This window comes from Saltatorellus ferox (assembly GCA_007751475.1).
Taxonomy (GTDB): Bacteria; Planctomycetota; UBA1135; order UBA1135.
Map to the genome: position 1 here is coordinate 6,072,107 of CP036434.1, position 16,225 is coordinate 6,088,331.

General features: G+C 69.1%; 14 protein-coding genes. 6 read left to right on the forward strand and 8 right to left on the reverse strand.

The genetic code is table 11. From position 1 onward, the window contains the following. Positions 1-22: 22 nt before the first annotated feature. The 4 genes from Poly30_RS21885 to bamE are packed head-to-tail and all read right to left on the reverse strand — an operon-like array spanning position 23 to position 3,827. Positions 23-865 carry an SDR family NAD(P)-dependent oxidoreductase gene (locus tag Poly30_RS21885; protein WP_145202399.1) on the reverse strand — a complete coding sequence of 281 codons (843 nt, stop codon included), beginning with the start codon at positions 863-865 and terminating at the stop codon, positions 23-25. Between the two features lie 6 nt (positions 866-871). Continuing rightward, the gene (locus Poly30_RS21890) at positions 872-2,935 is read right to left on the reverse strand and encodes a molybdopterin-containing oxidoreductase family protein (RefSeq protein ID WP_145202402.1); all 2,064 of its coding nucleotides are present in this window, start codon (positions 2,933-2,935) and stop codon (positions 872-874) included. Between the two features lie 33 nt (positions 2,936-2,968). After that, positions 2,969-3,439: a hypothetical protein gene (locus tag Poly30_RS21895; RefSeq protein WP_145202405.1), complete on the reverse strand. Its 471-nt coding sequence runs from the start codon at positions 3,437-3,439 to the stop codon at positions 2,969-2,971. Next, entirely contained in the window at positions 3,420-3,827 is a 408-nt protein-coding gene (bamE, locus tag Poly30_RS21900; RefSeq protein ID WP_145202408.1) for an outer membrane protein assembly factor BamE domain-containing protein, read from the reverse strand. Before bamE ends, Poly30_RS21895 begins: the two co-directional genes overlap by 20 nt. 83 nt (positions 3,828-3,910) lie before the next feature. Here bamE and Poly30_RS21905 point away from each other — a divergent pair, with 83 nt between their 5' ends. The 3 genes from Poly30_RS21905 to Poly30_RS21915 are packed head-to-tail and all read left to right on the forward strand — an operon-like array spanning position 3,911 to position 6,545. Beyond that, positions 3,911-4,906, forward strand: a complete 996-nt coding sequence (locus tag Poly30_RS21905; RefSeq protein WP_419190494.1) for a glycosyltransferase — start codon at positions 3,911-3,913, stop codon at positions 4,904-4,906. Continuing rightward, a complete protein-coding gene (locus tag Poly30_RS21910) occupies positions 4,903-6,012 on the forward strand; it encodes a glycosyltransferase family 4 protein (RefSeq protein WP_145202414.1) in 1,110 nt (369 codons plus the stop codon). Before Poly30_RS21905 ends, Poly30_RS21910 begins: the two co-directional genes overlap by 4 nt. Before the next feature lie 11 nt (positions 6,013-6,023). Continuing rightward, positions 6,024-6,545: an asparaginase domain-containing protein gene (locus Poly30_RS21915; protein WP_145202417.1), complete on the forward strand. Its 522-nt coding sequence runs from the start codon at positions 6,024-6,026 to the stop codon at positions 6,543-6,545. A gap of 10 nt (positions 6,546-6,555) precedes the next feature. Here the strand turns inward: Poly30_RS21915 and Poly30_RS21920 are convergent, their stop codons facing one another. The 4 genes from Poly30_RS21920 to Poly30_RS21935 form a co-directional block, all read right to left on the reverse strand. Beyond that, positions 6,556-7,446: an FHA domain-containing protein gene (locus tag Poly30_RS21920; RefSeq protein WP_145202420.1), complete on the reverse strand. Its 891-nt coding sequence runs from the start codon at positions 7,444-7,446 to the stop codon at positions 6,556-6,558. Between the two features lie 42 nt (positions 7,447-7,488). Next, positions 7,489-9,645, reverse strand: coding sequence for a right-handed parallel beta-helix repeat-containing protein (locus Poly30_RS21925; RefSeq protein WP_145202422.1), 2,157 nt, complete (start codon positions 9,643-9,645; stop codon positions 7,489-7,491). Between the two features lie 36 nt (positions 9,646-9,681). After that, positions 9,682-11,043: a sulfatase family protein gene (locus Poly30_RS21930; protein ID WP_145202425.1), complete on the reverse strand. Its 1,362-nt coding sequence runs from the start codon at positions 11,041-11,043 to the stop codon at positions 9,682-9,684. Positions 11,044-11,245: 202 nt separating this feature from the next. Further along, complete coding sequence (locus Poly30_RS21935; RefSeq protein ID WP_145202428.1) at positions 11,246-13,606, reverse strand: prolyl oligopeptidase family serine peptidase; 2,361 nt, start codon at positions 13,604-13,606, stop codon at positions 11,246-11,248. Positions 13,607-13,663: 57 nt separating this feature from the next. Here Poly30_RS21935 and Poly30_RS21940 point away from each other — a divergent pair, with 57 nt between their 5' ends. Genes Poly30_RS21940 through Poly30_RS21950 form a run of 3 tightly spaced genes read left to right on the forward strand, consistent with a single transcriptional unit; the run spans position 13,664 to position 16,184 of the window. Further along, entirely contained in the window at positions 13,664-14,536 is an 873-nt protein-coding gene (locus Poly30_RS21940; protein ID WP_145202431.1) for an ABC transporter ATP-binding protein, read from the forward strand. Beyond that, positions 14,533-15,564, forward strand: a complete 1,032-nt coding sequence (locus tag Poly30_RS21945; RefSeq protein ID WP_145202434.1) for a hypothetical protein — start codon at positions 14,533-14,535, stop codon at positions 15,562-15,564. Before Poly30_RS21940 ends, Poly30_RS21945 begins: the two co-directional genes overlap by 4 nt. 53 nt (positions 15,565-15,617) lie before the next feature. Next, a complete protein-coding gene (locus Poly30_RS21950) occupies positions 15,618-16,184 on the forward strand; it encodes a hypothetical protein (protein ID WP_145202437.1) in 567 nt (188 codons plus the stop codon). The last annotated feature ends 41 nt before the right edge of the window (positions 16,185-16,225 follow it).

A 16,225-nucleotide genomic window follows, 5' to 3' on the forward strand; every position in this document is an offset into this window, starting at 1 on the left:
CGAACCGTGCGGACCGTGGCGGCTATCTCAGGCGCTCCCTCACCGCCGAGGCGTCCACCGTCTCGGCCTCCCAGAGCACGCGGCCTTCCATGCCGCCCGCAACGGTCAGGATCTCGCCCGAGACATGACGGCTGGCCGTCGGCGAGAGCAGCAAGACCAGCGCATTCGCGATGTCCACGGCGCGCGCGAGCTGCTTCACCGCCATCGTCCGGACCACCCGCTCGACCACGCCGGGTTCGTCGAGGTTCTTCTCGGTCATCTCGGTGACGGTCCAGCCCGGGTCCACCACGTTCACGCGGCCGTAGGGATCGATGTCGACGATCTCGTTCTTCAGGGAACGCATGAGGCCGTAGAGCGCCGCCTTCGAGGCCGAGTAGTCGCTGTGCCCCTTCTCGCCGAACTTCGCGGCCGTGGACCCCGTGTAGACGATGGAAGCGCCCGCGCCGACCTCGGACGGGCCGGTCTGACGGATCGAGCGCAGGAACGCCCGCGAGGTCCAGACCGCGCCGGCGAGGTTCACGTCGAGGGTGCGGCGCAGCCGCTCCTCGGTCATGTCCGCCAGCGGCGTGTCCTCTGGCGGCCAGATACCTGCGTTCACGACGCAGCCGTGCAGGGGGCCGAAGCGCTCGACGGCGCGCTCGAACGCTGCCTCGATGCTCTCGCTGGCGGTCACGTCCGCCTCCACGGCCAAGGCGCGACCGCTCCACTCCTGCTCGCCCACCCAGGTCCTCAAGGCCTCGAACTGACGATGCCCTTGCAGCACCAGGTTCGCGCCTTCCGCCGCCAGCACTTCGGCCACGGCGAGGCCGATGCCACCCGACGCGCCCGTCACGAAAACCGTCTTGCCCTGGAGTCCGAGATCCATGTGTGGCTATTCCGAAGGAGTGGGAGTCGCGGCCGCTTCGATCTCGACGCGGTTGCTGTAGAGGACGTTGCCGCCGCCGAGGTCCGACACCTCGGGGCTCGTGAGCGCGTTGACGCCGATGCCCTCGGGCACCAGCGACTCGTTGAGGAAGCCGTCGATGCGCACGGTCTTGCGAGGGAGGTCTTCGTCGAGCCGCGCCGTCAGCGTGATCGCGCCGAACTCGGAGCTCACACGAACGCCGCCGCCGTCCTCGATGCCCGCGACCTTCGCGTCCGCGGGATGCAGGTGCGCCAGGGGAATGCCGAGGCGCTCTCGGTGACGCGGCACGTGCAGATAAGTGCTGTTGTGGGTGGCGCTGGATGGAGCGGAGATCAGCTGGAACGTCCCTCGCATTCCTGCGCCGTCGTCCGGGAGGTACGTGGCCACGCGCGGCGCACCTGCCCGCTCGGCGGCTTCGGACACGAGTTCGATCCGGCCGCTCGGGGTCCCGCGGTCCGCGAACACCCGCGGCAGCAGCTTGACCGGCTCGCCCTTGAGCGCGGCGTGGTACTCGTCGCCCGTGAAGCGCTTGCGGTTCACCGCCAGGAAGTCGCCGACGATCACGTCCTCGTCGACCTCGAAGATGGGCCCCTGGCGCTCATCCGGGAAGGCCGCGTCGCCGACGAAACCGAGGGCGCGGCCGAGCGCCGAGAAGCACTGGACGTTGCTCTTCTGATCCGCGGGCGCCTTCGTCGAGCGCCAGCTGACCTGGAGCGTCCGGTGCCCGTAGCTGCGAAACACGTCCGAGTGCTCCGTCAGCGCCGTCGCGGGCAGCACCACGTCGGCGAGCTGCGCCGTCTCGGTCATGAAGAGCTCATGGACGACGAGGAAGAGATCGTCGCGCATCAGCCCGCGGCGAATGCGCACCGAATCGGGGAGCGTCGCGGCCGGGTTGTGACCCCACACGAACGCAGCGCGGTAGGCACCCTCGTCCAGCACGCGCCCGAGGCCCACCTGGCTGACGGGCGGCAGGAGCGGCGCGGTCCGGACGTCCGGCCGCACGATCGGCGATTCGTCGAAGCCAAAATGATCGCCGGTCTGGAAGAACAGCCGATCGGAGTGTCCAAGCGTCGCCGCGAGGCTCGCGATCGCGCGCATCGCCTCGCCGCCGTTGCGGCGACGGGCGAAGCCGATGCCTGCCTTGAGAAGCGGCTGCTTCGCGGCGTGCAGCGCATCGGAAAGGGCCTTGACCTGCTCCTCCTTCAGTCCGGTGCACTCGGCGATGCGCGCCATCGGCCATGCACCGGTGACCTCTGCCCGGAACTCGGCCGCGCCGACGCAGTGTTCCTTCAGGAACTCGAGGTTGGCCGCGCGCTGGTCGAACGCACGCGAGGCGAGACCGAGCGCGAGCGCGGCGTCGGATCCCGGATGCACGATGAGGCCGTGGCCGCCCCACTCCTCGACCTTGGCGATGGTCTCGGTTCGGTAGATGTCGATGACATGGACCTTGACGCCGCCGTCGCAAAGCCGCTTGAGCCGCTGCATCAGGTGCGGCGTCGTGCGCTTGGCATCGCTGCCCCAGAGCACGAAGAGGTCGCAGCTGGCCGGATCCCCTTCCTCGTCGAGATCCGGCCCGACGGACCGCCCCATCACCGTCTGGAAACCGACCTCGGCCGTGGCGTCGCACACGCCGTTGTCGTGGAAGCTCGCACCGAGGGCGTGCATCAACCGCAGCGGGAACTTGCGCTGGACGAGGCCCATGTTGCCCGCGTAGTAGAGCGCGAGAACGTCCGCGCCGTCGATGCCGTCCATGCGCGAGACGATGTGCCCGATGGCCTCGTCCCAGGTCGCTTCCTCGAACCCGGATCGCCGCCGGATCAAAGGCACGCGCAGCCGGTTGGGCGCGTTGACCAGCTCGTGGTAGACGGCCGTCTTTCCGCAGAGGGAGCCGCTCGACCAGGCATGGTCCTTGTTGCCCCGGAGCCTGACGAGCCGGCCCGCGCTGTCGCGCTCCACGATGGCGCCGCACGTATCCGGGCAGTCCAGGGGACAGGCCGTGAACGCGGGCGAGCTGGGGTTGGACTGGATCACGCGTCCATCTTAGTCGGCGCGTGATCCGAAGGGCTACTCGGAGGTCCCGTCGTCGGAAACGTCATCCAAGAGGTCATCATAGATGTCGCGAGGCCGCCGGCTCTTCGGAAGCAGGTCGACGAGATGTCCGGACTGGAGCGAGGTCAGCGTCCACGCCGGGTCGAAGAAGAGCACGAGACCCTCCGTGCGCTCGTCCGAACTGGCGTACTGAAATCTTCCGCGGGCGTTCCCGGGACCGGTGACCTGGACGTTCCAGTCCGTCGTCGCCTGCCAGCCCCACGCGAGCGCCATACCGAGCCCGACCTCGACCACGAAGACAGGAGCGCCGAGCGCATCGAGGGTCTCGGTCAAATCGGACTCCCCTGGCCTCAGACCTGCGACCGCTGCCTCGAGCGGCTCCTGGAAGACACGGAACTGGGAGTAGGCGCCCTGGGCGCAGCCGGTGAGGAACGGGGCCGAGAGGGCCGCGCAGGTGGCGACTCCCCTAGAAAACCGGCAGGTCATACTCGGCCTCGGAAGCCTGAAGAAGCGACCCGATATGGCTGACGTTGTCGTCCTCGTCGAAGAAGACCCACACGCGGTCGGCCTGGGTGTCCGCGCCGCGCAGTCCCAGGAGGATGAGGAACAGCCCTGTCTGCTTCTCGACCGTGTGCTCGTAGCGCCAGGCCGACTTGCGGCCGAGCTGGACCACCTCGTTCGGGGCTCCGAGGAGACGCGCCACGTCGTTGGCGTCGGACTGGCCCGGAACGATCTGCGCCACGGTCTCGGCGGGGATCGAAGGGTTGGTCAGGGAGCGACTGACGAAGCAGCCGGAAGAGAGAGCGCAGAGGCCGAGAACGGCGACCACGCCCGATGGACGGAAACGGAGTGGACGGATAGGGGTGTTCTGCATGGAAGAGAAGGGACGTTGGGCGCGCGGGAAGGCCCCGTGCGGACGGGGAAGTGTATGGTTCTTCGCACGTACCCCGCTGTCCGTTGCGAATCGCCCTGGATCTATCTCCGGTTTCACGTCCTTTCCCGCTCGGGGTCCAGCGCGTCGTTCGCTCGGCCCTCGGGGCGCTGGAAGCGCGTGGGGACGTCGATATCGTGCCGATTCTTCCGCCAGAGGGCATCTCACTGGCCCTTTGGCGACAGACGAAGCTCGTCAGGGAGGCCTCCAGGGGCCGGGCCGACGTACTCCACTCCTGGACGTCGGCGTTTCCGCTGCGGGCCCCCATGCCGGTGGTCCAGACCGTCCACGAGGCCCCGTGGCGCCATGGCGCAGGCGAGAACGCGGGCGCCGTGCACCGGCTCTGGGCCCGGCTCGGCCGGTCCCGGGCGGCCCTCGTGATCACGCCTTCCGCGACGGTGGCGCATGACCTCGGGTCCCACCTCAAGCTCCGGGTCGTGCCCTGGGGCGTCGGGCCCGAGTTCAGCGGACCGGCGACGATCGGACGCGAGGAGCTGGCCACCGCGCTGCCGGGTCTGCCGGGCCGCCCCTTCGTCCTGTGCCTCGGCGGCACGCGACCGAAGAAGCGGCTGGACCTCCTGCTCGCCGCCACCGAGGCCGCCCGCACGCCGGTGGTCTGTACGGGCCTGGCCACGTCAGAGGCCACCGCACTCGGCGGACGCCATCCTCACCTGATCCTCACCGGAGTCGTTCCGGAAAGGCTGGTGCCCGCGCTCCTCCGGGCCGCTGGCTGCGCGGCCGTTCTTTCCACGAGCGAAGGGTTCGGACTCCCCACGCTTGAAGCGCTCGCCGCGGGTACGCCCGTCGTCGTGGCACGGGATTCCGTCCAGGCCGAGACCGCCGCTGGCTTCGGTTTCGAAGTCGACGCGCAGAGCCCCGAAGACGTCGCCGCCGGAATCGCCGCGGCCCTCGAATCCAGCGCGGACGATCCCCGCCGAGGCAAGGGGATGGCCCACGCCCGAACGTTCACCTGGGAGCGCACCGCCGACGCGCTCGTTTCTCACTGGAGGTCCCTGGTTTGAGTCGCGCACCACGACTTCTCATCAGCGGCGTCTGCCTCGGCCAGCCCGCGGGCGGCGTGCGCCGTCACAACGCCGAGCTCCTCCCTCGCCTCGCACGTATCCTCGAGGCAGGCGGTGGACGCCTCGCCGTGCTCGAAGGCCGCGTCCCCATCACGTTCGACCTGCCGGACTCCGTGGAGATCTTCCGATCGCGCGTGCACTGGCTCCCGGCGCCGATGCGCGCCGCGGGCGAGTCGAAGGCGCTGAAGGACGCCATCGAAAGCGCAGCCGCGGCCGGACGACCGTTCGATCTGGTGCACACCGCGCACCAGCCCACGCCGCGCGGGCTCCCGCTTCCCTTCACGCTCACGATCCACGATCTCCGCAGCCTGGATCTCGACCGCGCGCCGTTCGTGCGTCGTCTCATCGGCGGCAAGGTCCTCACCCGGGCGACCCAGGAGGCCGCCGCGATCTTCGTCGTGTCGGAATGGATGCAGTCGCGCGTCGCCGCCGAGTTCCCCTGGACGGAGTCCAAGCTGAGCGTGATCGGCAACGGCGTCGATCACCTGCCCGTACTGGCGAGAAGCCCCGACGCAGCCGCGCCGTTCCTCCTGCACCTCGGCCACATCGAGCCGCGCAAGAACCTCGACCTCGTCGTCCGCGCGCTCGCGCTGGACGCAGGCCTACCGCCGCTGGTGCTGGCCGGCTCGCCCAAGGGGAACACCGGCACCGAGCTGCTGGAACTCGCCGCGTCCCTCGGGGTCCAGGATCGGATCCGGATCGAGGAGGCGCCGGACGATGCGCGCGTCGCCGAGCTATACGCGCGCGCCACCTGCGCGGTCTTCCCGTCGCGCCTGGAGGGCCATGGAATCGGTCCACTGGAAGCGCTCCGCGCGGGCTGCCCCGTCGCGGTTTCCAGGATTCCGGCCCACGTGGAGACGCTCGGGGAAACGGCCGAGTTCTTCGAGGTCGAGGATCCCGAAGGCTGCGCGCGCGCCCTACGCGCCGTACTTCGGGATCTCGGGCTCCGGGATCGCGGAGTGCCGGCCCCGCCCCGGTTCCAGACCTGGGACGACGGCGCCGAAGCCTGGGCGGCCGGGCTCTCGCGCGCGCTCCCGGCCGGGTAAGCTTGCCCGCCATGGCCAAGCCCACCCCCGATCCGTTCCGCGTCGCCCTCATCTCGACGGGCGGCACGATCGAGAAGACCTACGACGAGCTGCACGGCGTGCTCACCAACGAGGTCAGCGTCCTCGATGTGATGCTCGCGCGGCTGGAACTCAGCGTCCAGATCGAGCGCGTGACCTTGATGAACAAGGACAGCCTCGAGATGACCGAGGAGGACCACAAGCTGATCGCCGAGACGGCGCTCCACAAGGCGCGCGAGTTTGATGGCGTCATCATCGTCCACGGAACGGACCGGCTCGCGGTCACCGGCGAGGTGATCTACGCCATGGATCCGAAGCCGCGTGTGCCGGTGATCCTGACGGGGGCGATGCGGCCCTACGAGCTGCGCACGAGCGACGCGATGCAGAATCTTGTCGAAGCGCTGCTCGCGGTTCAGCTGGCGAGGCGCGGCGTGTTCGTCGCCATGCACAACAGGCTGCTGGCTTTCCCCGGCGTGCGGAAGGACGTCGAGAAGGGCATGTTCGTCAAGGAGTGACGAACGTCCCTCACTCCGGCAGCTCTTCGGAAAGGGTCGCTGCCTGATCGCGGGCGGTGCGCGTCAGCGTGAAGGCGCCGTAGGCGATGCCCGCCATCAGCGCGACACCGAGAAGGAGGATGAGGGCGCGCTTGCCGCTGGACATCTGGGCGAGATCGTCGCCGGACGCGGCGTGCTTCGCCGCGGAGTACTGGAGCACGGGACGGCTGCCGCCCGACGGGTTCGCCGTGCCCGCCATGCTGGCGCGGGCAGCGGCCGAGCTTCCCTTCAGGGCTTCCTGCCGGCGCTGGGCACGCTGGGCCGTGGCGCGCGCTCCCTCGCGGCTTCCGGCCTGGCCGGCGCCGGCCTGGCCCTTGGCGTCATCGCGGGTGGGGGGAAGCGTCCGCGCCGGTGGCGGGCTGCTCGACTTCCGTGCGGCCTCCGCCTGACTCGCGATCGCGTCGTCCAGGTCGTCGCCGAACTCCAGCTCGAAGCCGTCGTCTTCCGCGGGTGCACCGTGCTCGTCCGACTCGACCACGCCGGGGAAGATCTCCTCGCCGTCGTGATCCTCCCCATCCTCTTCGAAGAAGTCCTCGAAGTCTGCTTCCTGCTCACCGGCGGAGTCCCCGGCGGTCTCATCGCGCAGCCGAAGCTCGATCTCGCCGAGGCGGAACGTATCGCCGTCCCCCACGATGCCGCTGCTCACGCGCTTGCCGCCGACGAAGACCCCGTTGCTCGACTTCAGGTCCACGACCTTCCACTGCCCCGGTACGGGCCGCGGGACGAGCCGCGCGTGGCTGCGGCTGATCGAAGCCTCCGCGATGACGATGTCGGCTCCATCGCCGCGTCCCACGGTCGACGTTTCGAAGAAGTCGTACGTGGAGCCGATGAGGCTGCCGGAGAGGACGAAGAGTCGAGCCATGGGGCGCAGCCTAACAGCTTCCCGGCGCCTTCGGTATGGGCGTCAGGGCAGCAGGGGCAGATAGATCCCGTTCGACATGGCCGAGCGCGGGAAGGAAGAGGTGCTGCCTGGCTGGCGGAACCAGAACTGCCCGAAGAGCGCGCTACCGGGCTGGCCGCCCGCCGTGAGGATATCTGCTGGCGTGACGAACTTCGTGAAGACGCCGCCGCAGGGGATGCTGCTGGGGCTCGACTGCACCACCGCCGTGCGCCGCACGGCACCACCGACGCAAAGCGTGTTCGGGAGCGACGACCCGGTGCCGGCGACGAGCTGGGCGTTGGGCTGGGTCCCCAGGAAGAAGAGGCCGAAGGTCAGCGAGGGAACGCCGTCCGCGATGACCGTCAATCCAGCGCCCAACGACGCGGGTCCCATGGCGCCCACCGACGCCATGCAGCCTGCCAGCGTCGGCGTGGGCGAGCAGTAGGCAGCGGGACCGGTCAGCCAGCTCGGATCGAAGGGAAGGGCCCCCATGTCAGCACGGGTGCCGTCCGGATCGAGCGGCGCCATGGGCGAGCCCGAGTCGATGCAGGTCGACCCCGCGAGCAGATGGACGTCCGCGCCCGAAGCGGTCACGAGGAGCGGGTCGATCGAAAGGTTGCCGACCCCGGCCGGGAGAAACGGTCCGACGTTCGAATAGCTGAAGGTCGCGTTGCCGCCGATCGTGGCGGGGAGGTTGTGCCAGACGATGCAGCTGTCGTACTGCCCGCCGGTGACGCCGCCGTTCGAGCTGCGCGCGAAGTTGCCCACGATCGAGCAGCGATCGGCGCTGCCGCCGAGAACGCCGCCCGCGTCGTCGGCGATGTTCCCCGTCACCTCGCAGCGCTCGAGCTGGGAGAGCATCGCGCCGCCAGCGCGCGAGACGAAGCTGCCGCCGAAGTCACCCTGGCTGATGTTCCCCTGGATGCGTGTCGCAGTCGCGGTGCACTGGTAGAGACCACCGCCGACTCCGGGTCCGTTGTCGGAACTCCGGGCCACGTTGAACCTCACGTCGCAGTCGACGAGCGTCCCGCCGTAGGCCCCGCCCCCCTCACCACAGGTGGAGTTGCGCTCCAGAACACAGCGAAGAAGCGTCGAGCTGTGGGCCCCGCCCCCTTGACCGCCACCGTCCGCGCAGCCTTGATTGCGTTCGAAGAGACAGTCGGTGGCGCTGCCCGCGCGGAGGCCGCCGCCCAGCTGGCCGCTGTTCCCGATGAAACGGCACTCCGTATACTCACCACCGAAAGCGCCGCCGCCACCGAACACTCCGTCGGGGAAAGCCGCGCCGTTCTCACTGAACTCGCACTCCTCGGCCGCGAAAGGTCCGCGGGCGAAGACGCCGCCCCCCTGTCCGGGCGCATTGAACGTACCGGGAGAGTTGCTGACGAACTCGCACAGCCGAGCGTGCGTGCCGAGGGACGTGGAGGTCGTGTGCAACCCTCCCCCGCCGCCCTGCTCCGTCTCGTTGCCCTCGAAACGGACGGAGTCGAAGTCTGCCGTCGCGCCGCTGCCGATGAAGGCACCACCGCCATAGGCCTGGGCGAACTGAGGGCGCGCAGAGTTGAACTCGAACGACCCTCCCGTCACAGAGACCGAGGCATTCTCCACGAAGAGTCCACCACCGAGCTTGGCGTCATTGCTGGCAAACGTGCAGTCGATGAAGACGGGGGAGCCTGACAGTACGGCGACGCCGCCTCCCGATTCCGCGCTGCCGGTTTCGAACCGCACCTGCTCCAGCGTGGGAGAGGCACCTTCGATGAGAGCGCCCCCCCCGTAGGTTCGTCCGCCGCGGTCGGTGCCCGCACCTCCGCGCACCACGAGGCCTCGAAGGGTGCACGCAGCCGTTTCACCGCCATTCAAGAGGAGGGTCGATCCGACGCCGCCTGCATCCAGGACCGGAAGCGGCGCCGCGGACGAGCCGTCGATCAACAGGTCTTTCCCGAGGAGATCCAGCGACTCGAGGTAGATTCCCGTCGCCACCAGCAAGGAGTCTCCGGAAACGGTGCTCGCTGCGCCCACGGCGACCTGAAGGCTGGAGTACGGATCGCTTTGACTACCCGTTCCTGGCCCTGCGGCCGCGGCATCCACGTACCACGTGGTCTGGGAGAAGACCGGCGTGCCAAGAAGCAGGGCAGCCGCGAGAACCAGCGCGCCTGAAGCGGCCTGGGTGGATCTTTGACTCATGGCGATGCGATTCAAAAGAGTGAAGCGGGGAGACCATCAACGGCCCCGAAGGATATCACAGCGCTCTCTCAGGCTCGCGAGCGTGCCGTGGAACGCAGGATCGCGGGCGCGATCCACCAGCTGGTTCGGGTCTTTCTCGAGGTCGAAGAGCTGCTCGAAGACGGGCTTCTGTTCGTCGTACAACGCGTAGACCCAGCGCTGACCACGGACTCCGTAGCTCTTCGGGATCTCCGCATGATCGAAGCGATGCTCGACGAGAAAGTCCTCGCGCCATGCCGGCACTTCGCCGCGGAGCCAGGGTGCAAGGCTCGCTCCATCGTAGCCACTCGGTGCGACCAAACCGGCGAGATCGAGGAGCGTGGGAGCGATGTCGACATTGAGGGCCATCGCGGCCGAAGTGACGCCGCGACGAGCGGAGTCGGCTCTTGGATCGACGATGATGAGCGGCACGCGGATCGACTCCTCGTAGATGAGCCACTTGCCCGCGAGACCGCGTTCGCCGAGGAAGTAGCCGTTGTCGCTGGTGAAGACGACGATCGTGCGCTCGGAGTGACCGAGCTCCTCGAGCTCGTCGAGGATGCCCCCGAGCGCTCGATCGACGCCGGAGATGAGCCGCCAGTAGTCCCGGGTCCTCTTGATCTGCTTCTCTCGATCGTCGAAGCGCCACGTCCATCGCCTGCGACCGAGGGAGCGCTGAAGAAACTCCGGGAGCACGTCGAATCCCTCGGTCGCCAGCGGTGGCACGGGGACCACGGCGTCGGCATAGAGCTCCGTGAGGTTTTCGGCGGGAAGGTACTGATCCTCGTGTCCGTCTTCGGCGTGGGGCGCCCAGAAGGAAACGGTGAGGCAAAACGGTTTCTCCGAATCGACCTCGCGAAGAAAGCCGCGGGCGCGGTCCGCAATCCGATCGGTCAGGTGCGCCTTCCCCTCTTTGCGATACGGAAGCGACATGGGCTCGCACCAGTCGAACATGTCCGCCCGGAGCCCATCGTCGAAGCGAACGCCCCATTTCCCGACGAAGCCCGTCCTGTACCCGGCCGCACGCAGCCGAGCCGAGTAGCTCTCGTCGGCCAGCACCTTCCCCATCGGCTGCTTCCCGAACGTGTATCCGTGCCGCCCCTCCCGGCGCCCGGTCATGAGGCTGGCCCGACTCGCCGCACAGATCGGAGTGGTCACGAACGACTCGGTGAACCGAACCCCGCGCGCCGCCAGCCCATCCATCGTCGGAGTCTTCAGAACGGAATGCCCCGCCACCCCCATCTGGTCGAACCGCTGATCGTCCGTCACGACGACCAGGAAACTGGGCGGCCCCTCCCCCCCCTGACCCGAGCCGGACGAGCCCAGCGCCGAGAGGCAAAGCAAGAGAACGAGCAAGAGGGTCCAAGAGGTTCGATGCATCCTCAAAATGCTATCGCACCACGCGGGCTCAAAACCAACTTCCTGCGTGAAGGCAAACGTGAGCCGACACAAACGGACCAGGTCCGTCCATTCCGACACAAACGGACCTGGTCCGTTTGTGTCGGAATGGACGGACCTGGTCCGTTTGTGTCGGCTCACGTTTGCCTTCACGCAGGAAGTCGGTTTTGAGCCAGCGTGGGCGCTATCGGGGGGCGTTCGTTTGGGGGAGGGGGTGGGAGGCTGGTGGGGACTCGAGGCGGGGCTCGTGGCCGTAGAGGTTTCGGATGAAGAAGTCGTCTCGGCGGCGGCGGCCGTACTTGGATGAGCCCGCGCCGTGGCCCCCGGAGGGGAAGACGATGAGGTCGAAGTCCTTGTCGGCTTCGATCAGGGCTTGCACCACTTGCATCGTCGAGGACGGGTCCACGTTTCTGTCCATGGCTCCAACCGTCAGGAGGAGGGCTCCGGCGAGGCGCGACGCGTGCTCCAGGTTGCTGCTCGCGAGATAAGAATCGTCGACGGGCCAGCCCATCCAGAGCTCGTTCCACCACACCTTGTCCATCCGGTTGTCGTGGCAGCCGCAGTCGGCGGCGGCGGCTCGGTAGAACGTCGCGTGGTCCAGGACGGCCCGCATCGCGTTCTGGCCGCCCGCGGAGCCGCCGTAGATTCCGACGCGAGTGAGGTCCATCTCCGGGTACTGCTGCGCGGCCGCTTTCATCCACGCGATTCGATCCGGAAAGCCCGCGTCCGCCAGGTTCTTCCACGCCACGTCGTGGAACGCCTTGGACCGCCAGTTCGTCCCCATCCCGTCGATCTGCACCACGATGAAACCGAGTTCCGCGAGGCGCTGGGGCTCGCGATTCAGACGGAAGGTCTTCGGAACATGGGCATCGTGGGGGCCCGCGTAAATCTCCTCGATCACGGGGTAGCGCCGCGAGGGATCGAAGTCGCTCGGCCAGTGGAGAATGCCGTGGATCGGGGTCTTGCCGTCACGGCCAGGCGCGACAAAGCGCGCGGGCAGGCGCGCCAGCACGTTCGACGCAGCCGAAGCGTCGGCGCGCGAAAGCTCCGCGATCAGGCCCCCGTCCGAACTCCGCCGCAGCTCGCGCACCGGCGCATGGTCCACCCGCTGCCACGTCGCGACGTAGGCGGCGCCGTCCGGCGAGAACTCCAGGCTGTGCGTCCCGTCGGCGAACGTCAGCGGAGTCGCGGCGCCCGTATCGATGTCGATCCGAGCGAAGTGATCGTGGTACGGATCCTGATCCGGGTAGAGGCCCCGCAGCCGAAGGCGCACCGTGCGGGCTTCCTCATCCACCGATTCGACCGCGCGCACCACCGTCTCCTCTCCGAGACCTGTCGTCAGTGACGCGACCTCTCCCGTCGAACGATTCACCCGATAGAGATGATTCCAGCCGCTGCGCTCACTCATCCAGAGAACCTCGTCGGTGGCCTCCAGATGACGGACGTACAGCTTGTTCGCGTAGTCGAAGAACGTCTCCGGGCGCTCGTCGATCACCGCGCGCGTCACACCGCTCCGGACGTCCAGCTCGATCAGCTTCACCACCCGATGACCGCGCTGGACGTGAACGAAGTAGAGCCGCGTTCCGTCCTCCGACCAGTGCAGATCACGGATCGACCAGGGGTCGGGGAACTGGCCGCGGTCGAGCTCGACCTCCTCGCCACTCTCCACGCTGAACGCCCGCGGCATCCGCACGTCGAGCGCGTCCCCCGGCTTGTCGTAGCGGAAAGTCTGCGCCCGCGGCTGCAGCTGATCGGAGGGCGCCGCTTCCACGAGCGTCACCTCACGATGCTCCCCCGCCGTCTCGAAGAGGTAGGCCACGTGCTTTCCATCCGGCGCCATCGACGGACGGCCCACGCGGCGCTCCCCCTCGGGCACCTGGATGTCGAGTTCCTCGGCGTCCGGCCCCGACTCCCCACGGCGCGGCCGCCGACGCTCCTCGCCCCGCCCCGCCGGCCCGTCCACGAAGACCGCTCCCCCGCCCGCTGGCGCCTCGATCATCCCCAGGGCCTCGCTCTCCCCTCCTTCCGTGCTGACTCGCCATAGATGCCCCGCCACGGTGTCCTGCACGCGCGACTCCCCCGCCGCGACCGTTCCGTAGCTCTTCGCGCTCCCCGAACCATCCAGCCATTCCAGCTCCAGCGCCCCCTCGGTCCGGTTCACGAAGCGCAGCTGCACCCGCGCTCCGTTGCGACGCGTCCGAGCCCAAGCCCGCGTCGGCTCCAGCCGCAGCGCCCACGGGCTGTCGGCCTCGATCTCGTCCAGCGAAGTCGATGCCACCCTCTCGCCCGTCTTCACCACGATCTCGAAGGCCGCTGGCTTTCCGTCCTCGCCCGGCCGCTCGAACCAGAGCCGCGAACCATCTTCGCTCCATCGATAGCCCAGGTCGGCCCCGCGGACCGCGCCGCGAAGTCGCTCCCCCAGGGAAGCCGCCCGCTGATACTGAGCCTCCGACCCCTGCGCCGCGAGGCAAGCGGACCCGAAGTGCATCAAGCCGAAGAAGACGGCTCCGACCGAGCCAAGAAGGGAACAGAAAGATCTCGTCATGCCGGCGATGCTGAGTGATCGGCGCACAAGTCGCAAGCGCGCCGCTATGCTGCGCCCATGGAGTCCCTCGCAGTCCAGGCATCCCGCGTCGGACGATCGTTCCGCACCGGCTTCTGGATGGCCAAGAAGACCGTCGCCCTCGACGATGTGACCTTCGACCTCGCCCCCGGTCGCACCCTCGGACTCGTCGGCCCGAACGGCTCCGGGAAGTCGACGCTGCTCCGACTGCTCGCAGGCGTCGACCGCCCGTCCACCGGCTCGATCCATCTCTTCGGGTCATCGACCCCGGAAGAGACGTCGATCAAGCGGCGCCTCGCCTTCCTCCCCGACGGCCAACCGTTTCCCGCCGAGCTGCGTGCCATCGACGCGCTCCACCTCATCGCCTCACTCAAGGGCATGCCGCGCAGCGAGCGCCGCACTCGGGTTCCCGCGATGCTGGAGCGCGTGGGTCTCGGCGACCGCGCACGAACCCGGCTCGGCGCCTTCTCGCGCGGGATGCACCGACGATTCGGCCTCGGCCAGGCCTTCCTCACCGAGCCGGATCTCATCCTCCTCGACGAGCCGACCGCCGGCCTCGATGCGCCCGGCTTCGACGTGCTGAACGGCGTCCTCCAGGAAGCGCGCGGGCGCGGCGCCACCGTCATCCTCGCCTCCCACGTGGCGTCGGATCTCGTGGAGCACTGCTCCCAGCTGATGCTGCTCGCAGGCGGCCGCGTGCTCCGAAGGGGCTCTCCGGACGAACTCCTCGGCGATGGCCAGACCCTGGAGCTTCGCGTACGCGGCAGCTCGCCGGAGGCGTTCGCGTCCCTCGAAGAGTCCCTGACCCGGGCCGCGACCTCCGCGGGCGCCAGCGTCGTGACGGCACGCATGGCGCGCCGCTCCCTCCTGGACCTCTACGCCGAGACGGCGAAGGACGAGGCCCACCGTTGACGTCGACGCTGTCCTTTGTCGCGCTCCTCGTCCGAAGACTCGCGACGCCCGGCGCGCTCTTCCTCGTGATCTGCGTGGCCGCGACGAGTTCCGATGCGCGCGCGGCCTGGACGTTCTCCGTGGCGGCCATCGCGCTGATCGCCACGGTTCGCGCGGCGGCGTGGCCGGACGCCTGGCTCACCGGCGAAGGCGACTGGCTCGGAACGGCCCCCGTTCCCCGCACCTGGCTCATGGCGTCCGCCTGGATCGGAGCCGCGCTGGGGACGCTCGTTCTGACGGCGGCTGCCAGCGCGACGATCGCAGCGCGCTCCGCCTGGGATGGCGAGGTCGGGCACACGCTCCTCGAAGCAGAACGGATCGCGGGCCCGGCGCGCTCCATCGTTCTCATGCCAGGGGAGTCCTTCGAGCAGCCGATCGGCGAGCCCGCCGCGCCGGCATCCCCTGGCCGCAAACGCGAGGTGCGCGTTCGCTCCACCGTCACGCTCGGGGGAGAAACGCCGACGACGATCGCCCTCATCGAGGCCGGGGGCGCCAGCCAGAGGATTTTCGTCGCCCGACGCACCTGGCTCGCCGTCGACCTGCCTGGCGCCGCGACTTCGGTTCGGGTCACGAACGTCGGCGAGGGCGCCCTCGCGATCCTCGGACCGGATCCGGTCGAGGTCTGGTCGTCGTCGAACGCCTGGCTGGGCGGGGTCGTTCGAATGTGGGGTCATGCGAGCGCGTGGCTCGTCACGCTGGTCTCCCTCGCCTTGCTACTCGGCGTGGTCATGGGCCCGGGGGTCGCGGCGGTCCTGGCCGCCTGCGTGTGGCTGGGCGCCTGGATGATCTGGAGTCGCGCGGCCGGTGCCCCGCCGGACTGGCTACCTGGAGGGCCCGCGTTCCAGCGTGCGCTGGAGGCGACCCACGAGCAGCGCAGCCCCCTGGCGCCGCCCACGGTCGCCATCGCCGCCGCGGCGGCGACCGTGATGGGCGGCGCGGCCGTCGGAGCCGTGCTGCTTCGCCACTGGCGGGACGAGGTGCGCGGGTGAGGCGGCCGCTGCATGCCCTGCACCAGCGCTGGCCCCTCGCCCTGGGCGCCTGCGTGCTCGCCGCTCCCTTCGTGCTCGCGCACCTCCCTGGCTCGGCGGCCTGGCTAGGTCCGAGGGACGCCGAGGCCCGCGCCGCGATGGGTCCGGTCCAGCGCGCCCTCGGCCCCCTCGCCTCCGTCGCCGCCAGCGTGGAATGGGTCCGATTCCGCGTGGCCCTCCGCTCGGGCGATACGGCCCGCGCCTACGCCATCGCGGATTCGGCGCTCGAACTCGATCCCCTGGGGACGAGCGGCTGGCTCGACTACGCCCAGCACCTCATCTTCGAGCGAGGCTCCTTCCTGGAGAACGAATCCCCGGAGGCCAGGCGCCGCTGGATCCAGAGCGGGCTCGATCTCCTGGCCCGGGGTGAGACCGTCTGCCGGGTGCCCGGCGAACTCGCCTTCCAGGCAGGCCTGATCCGGAGCGGTTACCTCGCCGCGATTCCGGACGAAGACCTGCGCTGGCCAGGCGGCCCGGAGGCGCTGTTCGACCAGGGAAGGCGGGACCTCCTGCGTGCCGTGGCCGCTGGTCGCAAGGGCGCCCGCGAAGTGCTCGAATCCCTCGACGAAGCGGATAGGTAGGGAATCGGATTCCGACACGCTCCTGGCGAGCTGATACCCTG